18 protein-coding genes are annotated in these 19,412 nt (G+C 68.5%); 8 read left to right on the top strand and 10 right to left on the bottom strand.

Annotated features, from left to right (window positions below; translation table 11 throughout):
• Positions 1–90 precede the first annotated feature (90 nt).
• Together ASG07_RS06765 and ASG07_RS06760 are read left to right on the top strand one after the other, a co-directional pair.
• On the top strand, positions 91–1,725 hold the full coding sequence (locus tag ASG07_RS06765; RefSeq protein ID WP_082474585.1) for an inorganic phosphate transporter: 1,635 nt from the start codon (positions 91–93) through the stop codon (positions 1,723–1,725).
• Between the two features lie 60 nt (positions 1,726–1,785).
• The gene (locus tag ASG07_RS06760) at positions 1,786–3,048 is read left to right on the top strand and encodes an MFS transporter (protein WP_055843663.1); all 1,263 of its coding nucleotides are present in this window, start codon (positions 1,786–1,788) and stop codon (positions 3,046–3,048) included.
• Here the strand turns inward: ASG07_RS06760 and ASG07_RS06755 are convergent.
• The 7 genes from ASG07_RS06755 to ASG07_RS06725 form a co-directional block, all read right to left on the bottom strand.
• Complete coding sequence (locus ASG07_RS06755) at positions 3,032–4,372, bottom strand: sensor histidine kinase (RefSeq protein WP_055843661.1); 1,341 nt, start codon at positions 4,370–4,372, stop codon at positions 3,032–3,034. The two genes, ASG07_RS06760 and ASG07_RS06755, sit on opposite strands and share 17 nt — an antisense overlap.
• Positions 4,369–5,088 carry a response regulator gene (locus ASG07_RS06750; protein WP_055844012.1) on the bottom strand — a complete coding sequence of 240 codons (720 nt, stop codon included), beginning with the start codon at positions 5,086–5,088 and terminating at the stop codon, positions 4,369–4,371. The genes ASG07_RS06755 and ASG07_RS06750 overlap by 4 nt, the downstream gene beginning before the upstream one ends.
• A gap of 44 nt (positions 5,089–5,132) precedes the next feature.
• Complete coding sequence (locus ASG07_RS06745; RefSeq protein WP_055843659.1) at positions 5,133–5,612, bottom strand: hypothetical protein; 480 nt, start codon at positions 5,610–5,612, stop codon at positions 5,133–5,135.
• A gap of 113 nt (positions 5,613–5,725) precedes the next feature.
• Positions 5,726–6,499, bottom strand: coding sequence for a thioesterase family protein (locus ASG07_RS06740; protein WP_055843657.1), 774 nt, complete (start codon positions 6,497–6,499; stop codon positions 5,726–5,728).
• Complete coding sequence (locus tag ASG07_RS06735) at positions 6,496–7,719, bottom strand: MFS transporter (RefSeq protein WP_201780970.1); 1,224 nt, start codon at positions 7,717–7,719, stop codon at positions 6,496–6,498. Before ASG07_RS06735 ends, ASG07_RS06740 begins: the two co-directional genes overlap by 4 nt.
• Positions 7,719–8,507: a tryptophan 2,3-dioxygenase gene (locus tag ASG07_RS06730; protein ID WP_055843655.1), complete on the bottom strand. Its 789-nt coding sequence runs from the start codon at positions 8,505–8,507 to the stop codon at positions 7,719–7,721. The genes ASG07_RS06735 and ASG07_RS06730 overlap by 1 nt, the downstream gene beginning before the upstream one ends.
• A 9-nt stretch (positions 8,508–8,516) precedes the next feature.
• Positions 8,517–9,758: a TetR/AcrR family transcriptional regulator gene (locus ASG07_RS06725; protein ID WP_055843653.1), complete on the bottom strand. Its 1,242-nt coding sequence runs from the start codon at positions 9,756–9,758 to the stop codon at positions 8,517–8,519.
• A gap of 146 nt (positions 9,759–9,904) precedes the next feature.
• Here ASG07_RS06725 and ASG07_RS06720 point away from each other — a divergent pair, with 146 nt between their 5' ends.
• From ASG07_RS06720 to ASG07_RS17810, 6 genes are read left to right on the top strand one after another with little or no spacing between them, the layout of a single operon-like run.
• Positions 9,905–11,167, top strand: coding sequence for an acyl-CoA dehydrogenase family protein (locus ASG07_RS06720; RefSeq protein ID WP_055843651.1), 1,263 nt, complete (start codon positions 9,905–9,907; stop codon positions 11,165–11,167).
• 13 nt (positions 11,168–11,180) lie between these two features.
• Positions 11,181–12,263: a Zn-dependent alcohol dehydrogenase gene (locus ASG07_RS06715; protein ID WP_055843649.1), complete on the top strand. Its 1,083-nt coding sequence runs from the start codon at positions 11,181–11,183 to the stop codon at positions 12,261–12,263.
• 5 nt (positions 12,264–12,268) lie between these two features.
• Positions 12,269–13,327, top strand: a complete 1,059-nt coding sequence (locus ASG07_RS06710; protein WP_055843647.1) for a phosphotransferase family protein — start codon at positions 12,269–12,271, stop codon at positions 13,325–13,327.
• Positions 13,324–14,091 carry an SDR family NAD(P)-dependent oxidoreductase gene (locus ASG07_RS06705; protein ID WP_055843644.1) on the top strand — a complete coding sequence of 256 codons (768 nt, stop codon included), beginning with the start codon at positions 13,324–13,326 and terminating at the stop codon, positions 14,089–14,091. Before ASG07_RS06710 ends, ASG07_RS06705 begins: the two co-directional genes overlap by 4 nt.
• Positions 14,088–14,879, top strand: coding sequence for an SDR family NAD(P)-dependent oxidoreductase (locus tag ASG07_RS06700; RefSeq protein ID WP_055843642.1), 792 nt, complete (start codon positions 14,088–14,090; stop codon positions 14,877–14,879). The genes ASG07_RS06705 and ASG07_RS06700 overlap by 4 nt, the downstream gene beginning before the upstream one ends.
• A 39-nt stretch (positions 14,880–14,918) precedes the next feature.
• Positions 14,919–15,965, top strand: coding sequence for a methyl-accepting chemotaxis protein (locus tag ASG07_RS17810; RefSeq protein ID WP_082474583.1), 1,047 nt, complete (start codon positions 14,919–14,921; stop codon positions 15,963–15,965).
• On the opposite strand, the gene ASG07_RS06690 is transcribed toward ASG07_RS17810, so the two are convergent.
• The 3 genes from ASG07_RS06690 to ASG07_RS06680 form a co-directional block, all read right to left on the bottom strand.
• The gene (locus ASG07_RS06690; protein WP_055844008.1) at positions 15,962–16,867 is read right to left on the bottom strand and encodes an acyl-CoA thioesterase; all 906 of its coding nucleotides are present in this window, start codon (positions 16,865–16,867) and stop codon (positions 15,962–15,964) included. The genes ASG07_RS17810 and ASG07_RS06690 overlap by 4 nt on opposite strands.
• Positions 16,868–16,899: 32 nt before the next feature.
• Positions 16,900–18,027: an acyl-CoA dehydrogenase family protein gene (locus ASG07_RS06685; RefSeq protein WP_055843640.1), complete on the bottom strand. Its 1,128-nt coding sequence runs from the start codon at positions 18,025–18,027 to the stop codon at positions 16,900–16,902.
• Positions 18,028–18,160: 133 nt separating this feature from the next.
• Positions 18,161–19,342, bottom strand: coding sequence for an acyl-CoA dehydrogenase family protein (locus tag ASG07_RS06680; protein ID WP_055843639.1), 1,182 nt, complete (start codon positions 19,340–19,342; stop codon positions 18,161–18,163).
• Positions 19,343–19,412: the final 70 nt, after the last annotated feature.

Raw genomic sequence — 19,412 nt, 5'->3', positions numbered from 1 at the left:
CGCTGCGTCCCCGTCCGGGGCAGTTCCCAAGCCGTTGAAGCGGCTGTTGTCATCAAAGTGTCACTCAAGTCGAGCAGGGATTGCTGCATCATGGCAAGCACCGTTTTGACGGGCGGCGAGTCCGTCTCGCACGCTCGTGGCCCCCGGCTCGACGATCGATTTCCGTTCGCTGGCAAGTGGCTGTTTGCCGCCCTGCTGGTCGGCGGGCTCGGCTATGCCGGCATCAGCATCCTCAGCGACACGCAACAGGTCGGCGAGCAGATCGCGGGCGGCGTGTTCCTGTTCCTGGGGCTGGCGCTGGTGATCGCGCTGGGGTTCGAGTTCGTGAACGGCTTCCACGACACCGCCAACGCGGTGGCGACGGTGATCTACACCAACGCGATGCCGGCGCATCTGGCGGTGGTGTGGTCCGGTGTCTGGAACTTCCTGGGCGTGATGGCGTCGTCGGGGGCGGTCGCTTATTCGATCGTCACGTTGCTGCCGGTCGATCTGGTGCTGAACCTCGGCTCGGCCGGGGGGTTCGCGATGATCTTCGCGCTGTTGCTCGCGGCGGTGCTGTGGAACCTCGCGACCTGGTATGTCGGCCTGCCCAATTCGTCGAGCCACGCACTGATCGGGTCGATCCTCGGCGTCGGCCTGTCGTACCAACTGCTGTCGGACGGCGGCGGATCGGGCGTCGACATGGCGCAGGTGACGAAGGTGCTGTCGGCCTTGCTCATCAGCCCGCTGATCGGGTTCGCCGGCGCGTTCGTGCTGCTGCTGGTGATGAAGCGCATCTTCCGCAAGCCGGAACTCTATCGCGAGCCAAAGGCCGACGCGCCGCCCCCCGCCGGTATCCGCGCGCTGTTGATCGGCACCTGCACCGCCGTCAGCTTCGCGCATGGCGGCAATGACGGGCAGAAGGGCATGGGCCTCATCATGCTCATCCTGATCGGCTGCGCGCCCACCGCCTATGCTCTGAACCGCACCGTCCCCGAAAGCGCGACGCCAGCCTTCGTGCAGGCGGCGACCTCGGCGTCCGCCGCCTATGCCGCGCACGGACGGCCGATGGCGTCGGTCGAGGCGGCACGCGCCCGCGTGACCGCGGCCCTGCGGACCAGGAAGGTCGCGGATGCCGGCGTCTATGGCGGCCTCGCGACGCTGTCGGACGATGTCGCGGAGCGGATCGGCGGCTATGGCTCGCTGGGCAAGGTGCCCGCCGCGGCGGTGCCGAACCTGCGCAACGACATGTATCTCGTGCTCGACACGACGAAGCTGGTCGCCGCCGACAAGGGCGCGCAGGCGACCTTCACGGAGGCGCAGGTCAAAACGCTCAAGGCGTACAACACCGAGCTGGAGCGCGGCACGCGCTATATCCCGCTCTGGGTGAAGATCACCGTGGCGCTGGCGCTGGGGCTGGGCACGATGGTCGGTTGGCGACGGATCGTCGTGACGGTCGGCGAGCGGATCGGCAAGACGCACCTGACCTATGGCATGGGCGCATCGGCGGAGCTGATGGCCGCCTCCACGATCCTGCTGGCGGAGCGGTTCGGAATGCCGGTGTCGACGACGCATATCCTGTCGTCCGGCGTCGCCGGTGCCTCGGTCGCGAACGGAGCGGGTTTGCAGGGGCGCACCGTGCGCAACATGGCGCTGGCGTGGGTGATGACGCTGCCCGTCGCGATGCTGTTGTCGGGCACGCTATACTGGCTGCTGCTGAACCTGACGCGCGCGCTGGGCTACTGATCGGCGGGAGCAACGGCGCGGGCGTTGGCGGCGTAGTCGGTGCAGGCTAGGGTCGCGGGCATGACACCTGCTTCCACCCGCCGAATCCTGCTCGCCAGCCTGACGGGTACGGCGGTCGAATTCTACGATTTCTATATCTACGCAACGGCGGCGGCGCTGGTGTTCGGGCCGCTGTTCTTTCCGGAGACGAGCGGTGCGGCGCAGGCGATGCTGTCCTATGCCACGTTCGGGCTGGCGTTCGTCGCGCGACCCGTGGGGGCGGTGGCGTTCGGACATTTCGGCGACCGCGTCGGCCGCAAATCGACGCTCGTCGCCAGCCTGTTGCTGATGGGCGGCAGCACGGTCGCGATCGCGTTCCTGCCGACCTATGCGCAGGCGGGCTGGATCGCGCCGCTGCTGCTGTGCATCGCGCGGCTGGGGCAGGGGCTGGGGCTGGGTGGAGAGTGGGGCGGCGCGGCGTTGCTGGCGGTCGAGAACGCGCCGCCGCACCGGCGCTTCACATGGGCGATGTTTCCGCCGCTGGGCGCGCCAGTGGGGTTCATCGCGGCAAACGGATTCTTCCTGTTGCTGGGCGTGTTCCTGACCGACCAGCAGTTTCGCGAATGGGGCTGGCGCGTGCCATTTCTCGCGAGTTCGGTGTTGGTCGCGCTCGGGCTGTGGGTCCGGTTGAGGCTGACCGAGACGCCGGCGTTCCAGGAAGCGGCGGCGGCGGAGGCGCTGCCGAAGGTGCCGATCGCGACGTTGCTGCGCGAGCATCTGCGCGCGACGGTGGCGGGGACGGCGGCGGTGGTCGCATGCTTTGCGATCTTCTATCTCGCGACGGCCTTCGCGCTGGGATACGGAACGCGCACGCTCGGCTATTCGCGGCAGGTGTTCCTCGGCGTGGAACTGGCGGCGATCCTGTTCCTGGCGGCGGGTGTGATCGTCGCCAGCGTGATGGCGGATCGCCGCCGGCCGGAACGGGTGCTGGCGCTGGGGTTCGCCGGCTGCGTGCTGGTCGGGCTGGCGATGGGGCCGATGCTGGGCGCAGGATCGCTGGTCGTGATCTTCGTGTGGCTGGCGGTGGCGCTGTTCGTGATGGGGTTCGCCTACGGGCCGCTCGGCGGGTGGCTGCCGGGGCTGTTTCCCGCCGGCGTGCGCTACACGGGCGTGTCGATGACGTTCAATCTGGGTGGCATCATCGGCGGCGCGAGCGCACCGATCGCGGCGGAGTGGCTGGTCGCGCGCGGCGGTCTGGGGCTGGTCGGCGTGTACCTGATCGCGGCGGGCGGGCTGAGCCTGTGCGGTCTGGCGCTGCTGCGGCGGGTCAAGCCGGCAGGGTGATCGTCGCGGCGAGTCCGCCTTCGGGCCGGTTCGTCAGGACGATGTCGCCACCCGCTTCGCGCACGATCGCCCGCGAGAGTGCGAGGCCCAGGCCGATGCCGCCCGTCTCCCGGTTGCGGGACGTTTCCAGCCGCGTAAACGGGTCGAAGACGTGTTCCAGCCGGTCGGCCGGGATACCGGGTCCGCCATCCGCGACGACGATCGCGGTCGCCCCCGGCAAACGGTCGATGCGGACGACGGCGGACCGGCCGTATTTCACCGCGTTCTCGATCAGGTTGCGGACGGCGCGGCGCATCAGCGAGGGGCGGAGCCGCATCGTCAGCCGTTCAGCCTCCACGAACTCGACATCATCGCCCAGATCGCGGAAATCCTCCACGACGGCATCGACCAGCGCCGACAGGTCGACATCCGTCGGCAGTTCGCTGGGACGGCCGAGACGGGCGAGCGACAGGATGTCGTCGAGCGTGCGGTTCATCTCCGCGATGGTGTCCGCCATCTTGTTGCGATCGGCGTCGTCCTCCACCGATTCGATACGGACGCGCAGGGCCGCGAGGGGCGTGCGCAGATCGTGGCCGATCGCGCCGAGCATCTTGTCCTTCTCGTCCAACATCGCCGTCACGCGGCAGCGAAGGCCGTTGAACGCCGTGACGAGGGCCGCGACATCCTCCGGTCCCCGCACCGGCACCGGCTCCGCCGCGTCGCCGGGGCCGAAGCGTTCGGCGGCGAGCGTCAGATCACGCAGGGGACGCGCGATCCGGCGGATGGCGAGCAGGACGGGGATCAGCACGACGACGAACAGGATGGCGGTCTGCCCGACCAGCCGCCAGATCAGGCCGCTGTCGGTATGACCCCAGGGCATGCGCTGGATCAGCCAGCGGCCGTCGAGCAACTGGACCGCGATGACGAGTTCGTCGGCATCGCGCAGGATGCGCTCGATCCGTTGCGGCGGCACCCGGCGCAGCATCGGGTCGTCGCGGCGGAGCGGCCGCAGCGCCGTGTCGATGCGACCGACGCGCAGGCCGGCATCGGTCAGCGCGCCACGAAGCGCCCGTGCGACCTCCGGCTCGGCCATGATGCCGCGCCTGACCGGGCTGACCGACATCAGGCGGACACGGCCACGGTCGGCGGTGATCGGCTTGCCCGCCGACAGCCGCTCGCTGGCGTCGATGAAGCGGGTGGCGGCGGGGCCGGTGATCTGTTCGAGGGCGAACTGACGCCGCTCCCGCAACAGCAATGTGAAGTTGATCGCCTGGGCGACGAACAGCGCGAGAACGATCAGCAGCCCGAGCTGGGTCGCAAGGCGGCGGGGCCAGAACCGGGTCACAGCCTCGTCACTTCGGCGGCGAGGGTGTAGCCGCCGCCCCAGACGGTCTTGATGATGTCGGGGTTCTTGGCGTCGACCTCGATCTTCTTGCGCAGGCGGCTGACCTGATTGTCGATCGCGCGGTCGAAAGCGGCGGCTTCCCGCCCCTGCGTCAGGTCGAGCAACTGGTCGCGGGTCAGCACCTGACGCGGTCGCGTGACGAGGACGAGCAGCAGGTTGAACTCGCCGGTCGACAGCGGCACCGACACGCCCTCGCGATCGACCAGCGCGCGCTCGCCCGATTTCAGGACCCAGCCGGCGAAGGCGTAGGAGCCGCTTTCGGGCGCATGCTGCCGCGTCGCGCCCGCCTGAGTCCGGCGCAGCACGACCTTGACGCGGGTCGCCAGCTCGCGCGGGGAAAAGGGCTTCACCACGTAATCGTCCGCGCCCATCTCCAGCCCGACGATGCGGTCGGTTTCCTCCGCCTTGGCGGTCAGCAGGATGACGGGCACGTCGCTGGTCGCGGCGATGTGGCGACACAGCGACAGACCGTCTTCGCCCGGCATCATGATGTCGATGATCGCGAGGTCGATTGCATAGGCGGTCAGGCGCGTCCGGGCCGCCTCCGCATCGCCCGCCTGCGTGACGCGAAAACCTTGTTTCGTCAGGTACACGGCGAGCGGTTCACGGATCGAGCGCTCGTCGTCGACGAGCAGCAGATGCGGCTGATCTCCCATGATGTCGGGCTGTAGCATGGCGGATGCGTCCGGACAGCCTGTGCTTACTCGTCGCCGGCCGGGCGGGGGCGGCCACCGCCACGCATCGCGGCGCGCGCGGCCGCCATCCCGGCGCGGTCGACCTTGCCGTCCCGATCGGTGTCGAGCCGGTCGAAGCGCTGGCCGGCGCGATCGCGAAAGGCGGCCTGCGTCATGTCGCCGCCGGCCATCGCTCCGGCATCCCCGCGCGAGCGGTTCCCCTCGCGCGGGGGACGCAGGCCGTCGCCGCTGCCGGGGCGGGACGCGCGCATCGCGGCCATGCCGGCGCGGCGTTCCTCCGCGCTGAGCTTGCCATCGTGATCGGCATCCATCGCCGCGAATTGCGCATCGGCCTGCGCCAGGGCCTCGTCCCGCGTGACGAGGCCGTCGCCATCGATGTTCGCCTGCATCGTCGCGCGTGGCGGCGGTGGCGGCGGGGCGGGCGGCAGCGCGTCGGCGGAGGTCTGGGCGAGCAGGGCGGCGAGGATGAGGGTGAAGGGTTCCACGAGGCGACTCCGGTCGACGGGGCAGGAGGCCCGTCCTGAGTCACCGTATCGCGGATCGGTGTCGCGGGCATATGTCCGATCCGGCGGCGTTTGTCGCAATGTGTCGCGGAGGATCAGCCGAAGATGGCGACGCCCTGCATCTGTTCGGCGATCGGCTGGCCGGCGGCGTTCCAGATCGCCATCGCCTGGCTGGAACTGCCGGCGGCGGCGTGATCCGTCGTCGCGCGGAGCAACCACCAGCCGTCCGTCGTAGCGGGCGCGGGATCGAGCAGATTGACCAGCCACGTCATCGAACTGACAGGCGCCGGACCGTCGAGCAGTTTGAGCGCCGCGGGCGGCAGCGCATCGGCGATCGCCATCAACTCCACCGCCGGATCGAGACCGGAGCGGTCGGCCAGCCTGATCCAGCGCAGCCATTCGGCAGCGCCGGTGTCGGCGGGCTGATCGAACATCTCGAAATTCCGGGTGAAGGGGATGGCGGGGATGCCGCGGAACAGCGTCGCATCGGGGGGCGGGGGCGGGCAGGGCGGCGCGTCGCCGCGCCGATGATCGAGCCGCGACTCGATCGCGCGCATGAATACGAAGGTCGCGCGCAACCCGAGGCCGGCATCGCCGACGACGTCCGCCTGCACGAAGGCGGCGTTTCGACCACGGCGCAGGAGCGTGGCGGCGATCGTCACCTGCCCCGACAGCGGACCGATGAACGACACCTGCGCCGATCGCAACGGCGGCAGGTCCGCATCGCAGCGCTGTGCGGCGTGGAGGGCGAGGGCGGTGGACAACCCGCCATAGGCGGTGCGGCCTTGCAGCCACGTATCGGGGAGCGTCGCACGCCAGCCTTCGCCGGTTCGATCCATCGCGGCGATGATCTGCGCGATGCCCGTCATGCGGCGGCTTCCCCCGGCAGGCGGCGGGCGGCAACGAGGACGATCAGTCCCGATCCGGCGATCAGCGCGGCGGAGACGAGGAACGCCGCGCCATCGAACCCGGCGAGCGCCCCGGTCGCCAGCGCCTGCGCGGCGATGAGGGGACCGATGATCTCGGCGACGCTGGTGATGCTCGACAGGCCGCCCTGCAACGCGCCCTGACGTTCCGGCCCGACCATGCGGCTGACGAGGCCGGACAGCGCGGGATAGGCGAACGCCCCGAATGCGCCGACGAGGAAGAAGGCATAGACCTGCCACCCCGCCGTCGCGAAGGCGAGCGCGAGCATCGCGGCGGCGGAGCAGGCCATGGCGATCGCCGCCGCGCCGAGTTCGCCGAAGCGTTTCACGGCCGGCCCGGTCATCGTCGCCTGCACCAGCACGGTCAGCAGCCCGACCCACGCCAGCGACCAGCCGATCGCGCCGGGGCTCCAGCCGAAGCGGATCGCGGCCCAGAAGGACCAGGTCGCGGGATAGACCATGCTGCCGAGCTGCCACAGGAACCACGCGATCAGAATCGGTGCGGCGTTGCCCGCGGCGAACAGCGGCCGGAACGCGCCGATGACGTTGGCATCGCGCAGATGGAACGGGCGGCGGTTTTCCGGCGACAGGGTTTCGGGCAGGAAGGCGATCATCGCCGCGGCGTTGGCGAAGGCGAGCACGGCGGCGAGCAGGAACGGCGCGCGGGGGCCGAAACCCGCCACGAGCCCGCCCAGAGCAGGGCCGATCATGAAGCCGATCCCGAACGCCGCGCCCAGCAGCCCGAACGACGCCGCGCGCTTGTCCTCCGGCGTCACGTCGGCGATGACCGCACCGGCGGGCCCATAGGTCGCACCGGCGATCCCGGCGACGATGCGGCCGACCAGCAGCCAGCCGAGCGACGGCGCGACCGCCATCAGCAGGTAATCCAGTCCAAACGCCAGCATCGACAGGACCAGCACCGGCCGCCGCCCGAACCTGTCGCCGAGCTGACCCAGCACCGGTCCGGCGAAGAACTGGGCGACCGCGAACGCCGCGAGCAGCCAGCCGCCGATCCGTGTCGCCTCTGCCAGACCGACATGGCCCAGTTCGGTCACCAGCGCGGGCAGCACCGGCATGACGATGCCGAAACCGATGACGTCGATCACCGCCGCCGCCAGCACGATCGGCACGGCGCGGTGGTCGAAGCGCGGCAGCAACGCCATCAGAGCGCGGTACGGACGCTGAGCAGTTCCGGGAAGAACGGCGTTTCCAGCACCTTCGCCAGATAGGACACACCGCCCGTACCGCCGGTGCCGGTCTTGAAGCCGATCACGCGCTCGACGGTCTTGAGATGGCCGAACCGCCAGAGCTGGACGCGGTAGTCGAGGTCGACGAGCTTCTCCGCGAGTTCGTACAGGTCCCAATGCCGCGTCGTGTCGGCGTAGACGGTGGCCCAGGCGCGTTCGACATCGGCATGGGCGGTATAGGGTCGCGTCCAGTCGCGCGACAGATGATCGGCGGCGATACTCAGGCCGCGCCGGGCGAGCAGCCGGATCGCCTCGTCGTAGAGGCTGGGGGTGGCGAGGTCGGCGGCGAGCACCGCGTGGACGGCGGGTTCGGCCGCATGCGGCGCGAGCATGCCGGCGTTCTTGTTGCCGAGCAGGAATTCGATTCGGCGGTACTGGTCGGACTGGAAACCGGAGCTTGTGCCCAGCTTGCCCCGCATCATCGCATAGTCGGCGGGGGTCATCGTCGCCAGCACCTCCCACGACTGGATCAGTTGCGCCATGATGCGAGCGACGCGCGCCATCATCTTGAAAGCAGGGCTGAGTTCATCCCGCGCGATGTGATCTCGCGCGGCGTGGAGTTCGTGCAGCGACAGCTTCAGCCACAGTTCCGACGCCTGATGGATGGTGATGAACAACAGTTCGTCGTGCGCGTCCGACAGCGGCGACTGGCAGTCGAGCAGATCGGGCAGGCGCAGATAGCTGCGATAGGTGATGCGGCTCATCGCCGGACGCTACCGCGCGAGGCGGTCGTCGAACAGTCCGAACAACAGGGTCGAGGCATAGAGCGCGATCGCGGTCGGGCGCGGCATCGTCGTCGCCCATTTGCGCATGTCGAACGCGGCGTTCTGAAGCGCCATCAGCGCCTGCGCGGCGACCAGAGCATCGACGGGGCGGCACGACCCCTCCGCGATGCCGTCCATGATGATGCCGGCGAAGCGGCGGGCGATCCGGTCCGAGCGGCTCACCATCGCACGGCGCTCCCCGGGCGGCAGGCCGCTGAGCGCCGTGGTGCGGAGCAACGGCGCGCGTTGCGAGAATTGCACGTCGAGCAGCGTGGCGATGGTGCTCGACAAACGGTGCCAGTGCGTGCCGCCGGAGGCGTCCGCCTGAACCTGCGCGGCGGCGATCGTGTCGAAGCTGCGGCGATAGCAGGCGACGACGAGTTCGTCCTTGGCATCGAGATGGTGGTAGAAGCTGCCCTTGGTGACGTTCAGCTCCGACGCGATCCGCTGCACCGAGGCACCGCGATAGCCGAGTTCGTTGATGAGCCGGGTCGCCGCCAGCAGGAACGCCGCGCGGCCGGGTTCGCGCTCGTCATGATCGAGGTCGAGGATTTCCGGGCGCCAGTCCGCACCCTTGCCGGCGATGCCGTGCGCGAACACGTCCATCAACCGCGCCTCGATCCGGTCATACTGATCGAGGTCGTAGCGCTGCAGCCAGAGCGACAGCCAGAACGTGTTCTCCAGCAGGACGTGGGCGCGTGCGCTGGCCAGGTCCTTGTGGACGCGATCGGCGGGTTCGCCCCACAGCGCGCGGGTTTCGCGGAACACGCGCTGCCACCCGGCGAGCAGGCGGGATTTGATCGGGTCCTCGGTCGCCCGCAGATCGGACAGGACGGCGAAGGCGGTTTCCTCGCGACGCTGGATCGCTGCGAGCCGGGCCATGTTGAGCGACAGGAAGCGGGCGACGCGTTCCTGCGGCGTCGCCTCGCGCATGGCGTCCGCCAGCATCTCGGACAGGCGTTCGAGCGTGTTCTCGAACGCGGCGGCAGCAAGGTCTTCCTTGCGTTTGAAGTAATAGGTGACGCTGGTGGTGTTCAGACCGACGCGGCGGGCGACATCGGCGAAGGTCATGCCCTTGGCCGATTGTTCGTTGATCGCGTCGGCGGCGGCCGCGAGGATCGCGTCGCGCTTGGCACGGAACCGCCGCGTTCCCGGCTCCACTTCGTCGTTCGGCTGTTCGCTGGCCCCCATCGATCCGCTTCTATCAGCATCGTTTGGAAGAAACAGTCCCTTTCGTAACGATCGACGCAGGAGGGAAAATCCCGCCCCGCGCCCGCTTTACCGAAGATGCGGTATGGCCTAAGCCGGAGTCGACGACGACACAGGAGAGGCATGCGATGGACTTCACGCTGACCGAGCGCGAGACGGGGTTCCGGGACCGCGTGAAGGCGTTCATCGACGCCGAAATCCATCCGCGCCATGCCGAATATCAGCAGCAAAGTCATGCTGGCGAACGCTGGAAGGTGCTGCCGGTGATCGAGGAGGTCAAGGCGAAGGCGAAGGCGGCGGGGCTGTGGAATTTCTTCATGCCGCCGCGGTCCGGCCGGGCGCATGTCGACGACAGTTTCGAGTTCGAAGGCACGCAGCTGTCGAACCTGGAGTATGCCCTGTGCGCCGAGGAGATGGGCAAGATCGGCTGGGCGAGCGAATGCTTCAACTGCTCCGCCCCCGACACCGGCAACATGGAGGTGTTCGAGCGGTACGGCACGGCCGATCAGAAGGAACGCTGGCTCCGGCCGCTGATGAACGGCGACATCCGCTCCGCCTTCCTGATGACCGAGCCGCAGGTGGCGTCGTCGGACGCGACCAACATCCAGACGGCGATGGTCAGGGACGGCGATCATTATGTCGTGAACGGGCGCAAATGGTGGTCGTCGGGCGTCGGCGATCCGCGCTGCAAGGTCGCGATCCTGATGGGCAAGACCAGCTTCGAAGGGTCGCGCCACCAGCAGCAGTCGATGCTGATCCTCGACATGGACGCGCCGGGCGTGACGATCGAGCGGATGCTGTCCGTCTATGGCTATGACCACGCGCCGCACGGGCACGGAGAGGTGTCGCTGGTCGATGTGCGCGTGCCGGTCGAAAACGTGCTGCTGGGCGAAGGACGCGGCTTTGAGATCGCGCAGGGGCGGCTGGGGCCGGGGCGTATCCACCACTGTATGCGTACGATCGGCGTCGCCGAAACCGCGATCGAGGCGATGGCGAAGCGGCTGCTGAGCCGCGTCGCGTTCGGCAAGCGGATCGCCGACCATTCGGTCTGGGAACAGCGGATCGCCAGGGCGCGGATCGATATCGAGATGACGCGCCTGTTGTGCCTGAAGGCGGCCGACATGATGGACAAGGCGGGCAACAAGGCGGCGCAACTGGAGATCGCGATGATAAAGGTCGCCGCGCCGACGATGGCTTTGCAGATTCTGGACGACGCGATTCAGGCGCACGGCGGCGGCGGCGTCAGCGGCGATTTCGATCTGGCGCATGACTGGGCGGCGATGCGGACGCTGCGCTTCGCGGACGGGCCGGACGAGGTCCACAACCGGTCGATCGCGCGCGCCGAGTTCGGCAAGCACGCCGACTGGAAGGCGGAGGTCGCGGGCCGGTGAAGGTGATCCGTTCATGAAAGCCGCGGTGCTGTTCGACGCGAAGACGCCGCTCGTCATCGAGGAGGTGACGGTGTCGAAGCCGCTGGCGCATGAGGTGCTGATCCGCACGCATGCGGTGGGCGTGTGCCGGTCCGATCTGCACTTCGTCGACGGGCTTTATCCGCACCGGTTTCCGACCATTCCGGGGCACGAAGCCGCCGGCGTCGTCGAGGCGGTCGGTGACGAGGTGCGATCGGTGAAGGTCGGCGATCATGTCGTGACCTGCCTGTCCGCCTTTTGCGGACAGTGCGAGTTCTGCGTCACGGGCCGATTGTCGCTGTGTATCGACGCGTCCGTGAAGCGGCCCAGGGGCGCGACGGCCCGGTTGATGCTGGGCGATCGGCCGATCGCCCAGATGCTGAACCTGTCGGCCTTTGCGGAACAGATGCTGGTACACGAACACGCCTGCGTGGCGATCGATCGCGACATGCCGCTGGACCGGGCGGCGTTGCTGGGCTGTGCCGTGACGACCGGCGCGGGGGCGGTGTTCAACTGTGCCGACGTGACGCCGGGCGAAACGGTGTGCGTGGTCGGGTGCGGCGGGATCGGGCTGGCGGCGGTCAATGCGGCGCGGATCGCGGGCGCGGGCAAGATCGTCGCGCTGGACCCGGTGCCCGAGAAGCGCGCGCTGGCCGAGAGGCTGGGGGCGACGCACACGCTGGATGCACTGTCGCCGACGGCGGCGGACGAGGTGGTGGAGATCAGCCGGGGCGGCGTCCATCACGCGATCGAGGCGGTCGGGCGACCGCAGTCGGCGGCGACCGCCGTCAAGGTCCTGCGGCGTGGCGGCACGGCGACGGTGCTGGGGATGCTGCCGCCGGACGAGAGCGTCGGCCTGTCGGCGATGGACCTGCTGTCGGGCAAGCGGTTGCAAGGCGGGTTCATGGGCGGCAACCGCTTCCCCGTCGACATCCCGCGGCTGGTGGATTTCTATCTGCGCGGGTCGCTCGATCTGGACGCGATCATCGCCGAGCGGCTGCCGCTGGAGCGGATCAACGACGCGTTCGACGAACTGCGGCGTGGCGAGGCGACCCGCAGCGTGGTGGTGTTCGCGTGACCGGTATGGAGGGCGTCGTTGACGTCGTGGCGAAGGATCGCATCGATCTCGACCGTCTGGCGGAGTGGATGTCGGCGCATGTCGACGGCTTCCAGGGGCCGTTGGCATACGCGAAGTTCGCGGGCGGGCAGTCGAACCCGACCTATCGACTCGATACGCCGAGCCGCGCCTATGTGCTGCGGCGTAAGCCGTTCGGGCCGATCCTGCCATCGGCCCATGCCGTCGAGCGGGAGTATCGCGTGATCGCCGGGCTGCACCCGACGGGCTTTCCGGTGCCGCAGCCGTTCGGGCTGTGCGAGGACGTGACGGTGATCGGCTCCGCCTTCTACGTTATGGAAATGGTGGAGGGGCGGACGATCTGGGACGGTGCGATGCCGGACCTGACACCGCCGGAGCGGCGCGCGCATTACGATGCGATGGTCGACACGCTGGCGGCGCTGCATGCGACCGACGTCGCGGCGGCTGGTCTTGTCGATTACGGCAAGCCGGGCAATTATTTCGAGCGGCAGGTGGCGCGCTGGACCAAGCAATATCGCGCCGCGGAAACCGAGCATATGCCGAGCATCGAGAAGCTGATCGAATGGTTGCCGCGGACGTTGCCCGAGCAGACGCGGACGGCGATCGTCCATGGCGATTATCGCGTCGACAACATGATCTTTTCTGCAGGTGAACCGCGCGTGATCGCCGTGCTCGACTGGGAATTGTCGACGCTGGGCGATCCGCTGGCCGATTTCTCCTACTTCCTGATGAATTGGGTGACGGAGCCGGAGGGGCGCTCGGGCGTCATGGGACTGGCGGGGCCGGAGACGGGGATCCCGACGATCGAGGAGGTGGTCGCACGCTATTGTGCAGCGACCGGCCGCGATGGGGTGCCGCAACTCGACTGGTATTTCGCCTACAACCTCTTCCGGCTGACTGGCATCGTCCAGGGCATCAAGCGGCGGATCATCGATGGCAACGCGTCGAGCGCGAAGGCCGAGGAGACGGCGGCACGCGTCTACGGACTGGCGGATGCGGCGTGGGGCTTTGCGCAGAAAGCGATGACACAGGGGGCGGCGGCATGAGCGCATTGTTCGACATGGGCGGCCGGGTGGCGATCGTCACCGGCTCGTCGCGCGGGATAGGCAAGGCGGCTGCGCTGGAACTGGTTCGGGCTGGTGCCCGCGTCGTGATCTCCAGCCGCAAGCAGGATGCTTGTGATGCGGTCGTCGCCGAGATCGACGCGGAGCATGGCCCCGGGCGCGCCATCGCCGTCGCCGCCAGCATCGCCGACAAGGCGCAGTTGCAGGCGCTGGTCGACGCGACCGTCGCGGCGTTCGGGCAGGTCGACGTGCTGGTCTGCAACGCCGCCTCCAACCCCTATTACGGGCCGCAGGCAGACATCACCGACGAGCAGTTCCGCAAGGTGCTCGACAACAACATCGTCTCCAACCACTGGCTGATCCGGATGGTCGCGCCGGCGATGCGTGCGCGCGGCGAGGGATCGATCGTCATCGTGTCGTCGATCGGGGGGCTGAAAGGATCGGCGACGATCGGGGCCTATTGCATCAGCAAGGCGGCGGACATGCAGCTCGCGCGCAACCTGGCGCTGGAGTTCGGGCCGGACGGCGTGCGCGTCAACTGCGTCGCGCCGGGGCTGGTGAAGACCGACTTCGCCCGCGCGCTCTGGGAGGACCCGGCGCGCCTGAAGGCGGTGAACGAAGCGGTGCCGCTGCGCCGGATCGGCGAGCCGGAGGATATCGCCGGTGCCATCGTCTACCTCGCCGGACCGGCCAGCCGGTTCATGACGGGGCAGACGATCGTGGTCGATGGCGGAGCGGTGGCATGATGCGGTTCGACGGCAAGTCGGTGATCGTGACTGGCGGCGGATCGGGCATCGGCCGTGCCGCGGCGATCGCTTTCGCCGAAGAGGGCGCGCGGGTCGTCGTCGCCGACCGGACCGACGGCGCGGACGAGACGGCGGCGATCATCGGCAAGGCGGCGCGCGCGATCCGGATGGATGCGGGATCGGAGGAGGACGTGATCCGCACGGTCGCGCTGGCGTGCGACACGCATGGCGGGCTGGACGTGATGTTCGCCAATGCCGGCATCTCCGGCGGGATGGCGAACATCTTCGACACCAGCGCGGACCTGATCGCGGAAGTGCTGCGCGTGAACCTGATCGGGCCGTTCCTGGCAATCAAACACGCCGCACCGCGCATCGCCGAGCGCGGGGGCGGAGCGATCGTGCTGACCGCCAGCGTCGCCGGGCTGCGATCCGGTGCGGGATCGCCGGCCTATTCCGCGTCGAAAGCCGGCGTCATCAATCTGGCGCAGGTGGCCGCGCAGCAGCTGTCGGGATCGAACGTGCGGGTCAACGCGATCTGTCCCGGCCTGACCGAGACGGGCATGACCAGGCCCGTGTTTGATTATGCCCGCGGCGCGGGGAAGATCGACCGGGTGGGTCGGCTCAATCCCCTGCACCGCGGCGCACAGCCGGAGGAGCTGGCGCGGGCGGCGCTGTTCCTGGCATCGGACGAGGCGAGCTACGTGAACGGTCAGGCGCTGGCGGTGGATGGCGGCCTGTCGTCCAGTCACCCCGTCACCCGGCAGGAATATGGAAAAACCGCGGCTTAGGTTACTGCACTTTAACGACATTGCCGGTAACTCGGTAAGATGCCGCACGTTCTGCCAAGTCATGGTGATCCCCATCGCGAAGCCAGTCACTGGCAGGCGATGGATCGGTCGCAGCTTTTGATCGAGTTCGGGCTGGACGGGCATATCCGATGGGCGAACCAGCGTTTCCTCGATGCCGTGGGATACCGGCTGGACGCGCTGGTCGACCGGCATCACAGCATCCTGTGCGATGCGAGTTATGTGAAATCGCCAGCCTATGCAGAGTTCTGGCGGCGGCTGGGCAGCGGACAGACCGAAACCGGTGAATTCCGACGACTCACCGCCGATGGCAGCGCGGTGTGGTTGCAGGCATCCTACACGCCGTTGCTCGATTCGCGTGGGACCGCGACGGGCGTGCTGACGGTGGCGAGCGACGTGACGGCCAGGCATGTCGCCGATACGGAGGCGAATGCCCGCCGCACCGCGATCGACCGGTCGCAGGCGGTGGTCGAGTTCGACATGGAACGCCGGATCATCGCCGCCAATGACATCTTCCTCGCGCTGTTCCGCTATGGCCGCAGCGCGGTGATCGGCGGATCGCACCGGATGTTCTGCGATCCCGACCATATCGAGTCAGTGGAATATGCCGCCCTGTGGGAGCAGTTGCGCAGAGGTGAATTCGCCGCGGGACGGTTCCGCCGGATCGCCGCGGACGGCACGCCGCGGTGGGTGCAGGCGATCTATACTCCGATCCTCGACGCGGCGGGCAAACCGTACAAGGTCGTGAAGTTCGCCACCGACATCACCGCGCAGGTCGAGCTGGAGGAGCAGATCGGCAGCCGTCTGGACGAAAGCCTGCGATTCCGCCGCAGCGCCGAGGATCGGCGCGGCGAAATGGAATCGATCCTGTCCCGGCTGGGCGAGGTGGTCGACGTGATCGCCGCCATCGCCGCGCAGACCAACCTGCTCGCGCTGAATGCGACGATCGAGGCGGCGCGGGCCGGAGAGGCGGGGCGCGGGTTTTCGGTGGTGGCAAGCGAGGTCAAGAAACTGGCCGAGCGGACGCGCGACGCGACCCGATCGGCGAGGGCGATGCTGGCCGTCTAGGCCGCCGGTGACGGCTTGCGCCGCCGCATCAGTCCTTCCTGCGCCGTGCTGGCGACGAGGCGACCGTCGCGCGTGAAGATGCGGCCGCGGTTCAGGCCACGGGCATGGCCCGCCCAGGGACTGTCCATCGTATACAGCAACCACTCGTCGGCGCGGAACGGCTCGTGCAGCCAGATCGCGTGGTCGAGACTGGCGACCTGCATGCCCGGCGTCAGCCATGCGACGCCGTGCGGGACCATCGCGGTGCCCAGCAGCCGCATGTCGGACGCATAGGCCAGCACCGCGCGATGCATGGCGGGATCGTCGCCGATCGGCGCGGCCAGGCGGAACCAGACGTGCTGGATCGGCGGACCGGGTTCGGGCCGGACGCTGCTGCGTTCCGACACCGGCCGCATCTCGATCGGGCGCGGGCGCAGCAGGACGCGGTGGTACTTCTCCGGCACCTCGGCGGCGAGCGCATGGCGCAGGTCGTGCTCGCTGGCGAGCCCTTCCGGCGGGGGCACGTCCGGCATCGCATCCTGATGCGCGAAGCCGTCCTCCGGCAACTGGAACGAGCAGGCCATGTTGAGGATCGGCTGCCCGCGCTGCATGGCGATCACGCGGCGGGTGGCGAAGCTGCGGCCTTCGAAGTCGCGAACGACGCGGAAGACGATCGGGAAGTTCTCGTCGCCCGGGCGCATGAAATACGCGTGCAACGAGTGGGCGACTTTTTCTCCCTCGGTCGATCGCTGGGCGGCCTGAAGTGCCTGACCGATCACCTGACCGCCGAACACGCGCCCCTCGCCGCCGGGCTGGCGTGCGCCGCGGAACAGGTCGACGTCGATCTGTTCGACGTCGAGCAACTGGACGAGTGCGGCGGCGAGCTGGTCGGGCGTGGCGTCGTGAGGGGTATTCAGATCCATGCGCTTTCCCTTCGCCGCCTCGCCGCGCCGGATCAATAGCCCGCCGCGACCGCGAGCCGGTCGGCGTGGAAGTTCGCGTCGCCCCACAGTTCGGCAAGCACGCGTGCGCGCTTCATGAAGAAGCCGATGTCGTATTCGTCGGTCATGCCGATGCCGCCGTGCATCTGCACGCCCTCGTTGACGCCGAGCGTCGTCGCCATCGCCGTCATCGCCTTGGCGACGGAGACGGCTTCATCGGCCCGGTCGCTGCCAGCATCGAGCAGTTGCTGGGCGCGGAGCACAGCGGCGCGGGCGACCTCCATTTCGCTGTAGAGGTGCGCGGCGCGGTGCTGAAGGGCCTGAAAACTGCCGATCGTGACGCCGAACTGCTTGCGCTGCTTGAGGTAGCCCACGGTCATGTCCATCGCGCCGCCGCCGACGCCGAGCAGTTCGGCAGAAGCACCGGTGCGGCCGGCGCGCAGCAGTCGGTCGAGCGGCGAGCGGCCGGCATCGATTTCTCCGATCACGGCGTCGGCGTCGACCTCCACGCCGTCGAAGTCGAGGTGCGCGGCGATGCTGGAGTCGGCGAGGCGTTCGGGCCGGATGTCGAGCTTCGCGGCGTCGCGCGGGACGGCGAACAGCGTGATGCCGTTGCGGTCGCTCGCGCCGCCGGCGGTACGGGCGGCGACGATCAACAGGTCGGCGACATGGCCGTGCGTCACGAAGCGCTTGCGGCCCGTCAGGCGAAAGCCGTTGCCGGCGCGCTCGGCTTTCAGGTCGATGCGGTCGCGGTGCTTGGCGGCTTCGTCGATCGCCAGCGCGGCGACGGTCTCGCCCGCGACGATGCCGGGGAACCACCGGTCGGCCTGCGCGGTGTCGCGCAACGCCTCCACGGCGGCGACGGCGGTGGTGAGGAAGGGAGAGGGCGACAGGTTGCGGCCGATCTCCTCCAGTATGACGCCCGCCTCGACATGGCCCATGCCAAGTCCGCCCTGATCTTCGCCGATCAGGATGCCGGTGAAGCCCATCTCGGCGAACTGCTTCCACAGGTCGCGGGAGAAGCCGGTGGGATCGTCGGCATCGCGGAGCGCGCGCAGGTGCGAGACGGGCGCGGCGTCGGCGACGAAATCGCGAATCGTGTCCTGAAGCGTGGTCTGGTCTTCGGTGAGGTAGAGGGGCATCGATATCTCCTTCTCGCTCTTCCCTCGGGAAAGCGTCGGGGTGAGGGCAGGGCGCGAACGCCGTCGGTGACCCTCACCCTTCCGCCGCGCTCAGCGCGGCTCCCTCCCTCTCCCAACGGGAGAGGGATTTTGGTTACGCCGGCAAATCCAGGATCCGCTTGGCGATGATGTTCAACTGGATCTCCGACGTGCCGCCTTCGATCGAGTTCGCCTTGGTGCGGAGCCATGCGCGGGGCAGGGCACCGGTGCGGCTGGCGTCGCTCTCCCACTCCAGCGCGTCGGAGCCGCCGCCCGCCATCTGCAATTCGTGGCGATCCTTGTTCAGCTCGGTGCCGTAATATTTCATCATCGACGGCTGCGCGGGGTGGGCGCGGCCGGCTTTCAGTTCGTCGATGAAGCGTTCGGACATCGCCGCGAAAGCCTTCGCGCGAACCTGAAATTGCGCGATCTGGGCGCGGAGCAGCGGGTCCGCGAGCCGGCCCTGTTCGTCGGTGCCGATCGTCGCGAGCGCACCCGCGACCAGCAGGTCCTTGCCCTCGCCGAGGCCCATGCCGGAAATCATCTCACGCTCGTGGCCGAGCAGGTATTTGGCGACGTCCCAGCCCTTGTTCTCGTCGTGGATGCGATTGGCCTTGGGCACCTTCACATCATCGAAGAACGTCTCGCAAAATGGGGAATAGCCGCTGATGAGCAGGATCGGCCTGGTCGAGACGCCGGGCGAGTCCATGTCGAACAGCACGAAGCTGATGCCGCCCTGCTTCGACGATTTGTCGGTGCGGACGAGGCAGAAGATCCAGTCCGCCTTGTCGGCATAGCTGGTCCAGACCTTTTGCCCGTTGACGACATAATGGTCGCCGCCATCCTCCGCACTGGTCGCAAGGCTGGCGAGGTCGGAACCGGCATTGGGTTCGGAATAACCCTGACACCAGCGGATTTCGCCCCGGGCGATCTTCGGCAGATGATCGAGCTTCTGGTTCTCGGTGCCGTATTTCAGCAGCGCCGGCCCGAGCATCGAGATGCCGAAGCTGTTGAGCGGCGAGCGTGCGCCGATCGCCTTCATCTCCTCGCGCAGGACCTTGGTTTCGGCCGGAGAAAGCCCGCCGCCGCCATACGCCTTCGGCCAGTCGGGTACGGTCCAGCCGCGCGTGGCCATCGTGTCGAGCCATTGCTTCTGCTCCGGGCAGGAGGGTTCGAAACGGCGACCGCCCCAGCAGACATCCGCTTCCGAACGCACGGGCTTGCGCATCTCTGGCGGGCAGTTCGCCTCCAGCCAGGCGCGGGTGTCGGTGCGGAAGGTGTCGAGGTCGGTCATGATGTTGTCCTGATCCTGCGAATCGCCTCTCCCCTCCCCTTCAGGGGAGGGGCTGGGGGTGGGGCCTCGCCGC

Source organism: Sphingomonas sp. Leaf343, assembly GCF_001423765.1.
Classification (GTDB): domain Bacteria; phylum Pseudomonadota; class Alphaproteobacteria; order Sphingomonadales; family Sphingomonadaceae; genus Sphingomonas.
The sequence above is the reverse complement of the archived record's forward strand: the minus strand, read 5'-3'. Positions and strand labels throughout refer to the sequence as shown.